We start from the raw sequence: 450 nt of genomic DNA, 5'->3' as shown, positions 1-450 counted from the left end.
GGTACCAATCAGGCAGCAGTTCAATTCGATGCGGTTGGAAACGCGGATACGGCGGTCGTTGAGCAACGCGCCTTTGCCGCGGGAAGCCATGTATACGTCGTTGCGCTCAGGTGCGTACACCAAAGCTTCTTGCAACACGCATTTGTGCAGGAGTGCCATAGAGATGGCGTATTGGGGATGGCCGTGGAGGAAGTTGGTTGTGCCGTCGAGCGGGTCGATAATCCATTCGTACTCGGCGGTGGCTTTAACGTGGGAGCCGCCTTCTTCGCAAGTGATTTTATGATGCGGATAGGCTTCTTTGAGCGCTTCCACCAAAATCATCTAGGAGCTGCGGCCAACATCGGAAACGAAGTCGTTGAATGCTTTGCTGTCTACTTTGACGGCATCCAGATTGCCGGCGGCGCGAATCATCATTTGCCCTGCTTTACGGGCGGCTTTGAAAGCGGTATT

General features: G+C 54.2%; 1 pseudogene. It reads right to left on the bottom strand.

Features of this window, described 5'->3' with window-relative positions:
• A pseudogene (locus ACTHUE_RS20370) lies at positions 1 to 450 on the bottom strand (inositol monophosphatase family protein); the annotation flags it as partial.

This window comes from Neisseria sp. P0021.S005, assembly GCF_051956955.1.
Note: the sequence above shows the minus strand (reverse complement) of the source record. Positions and strands in the feature narration are given on the sequence as shown.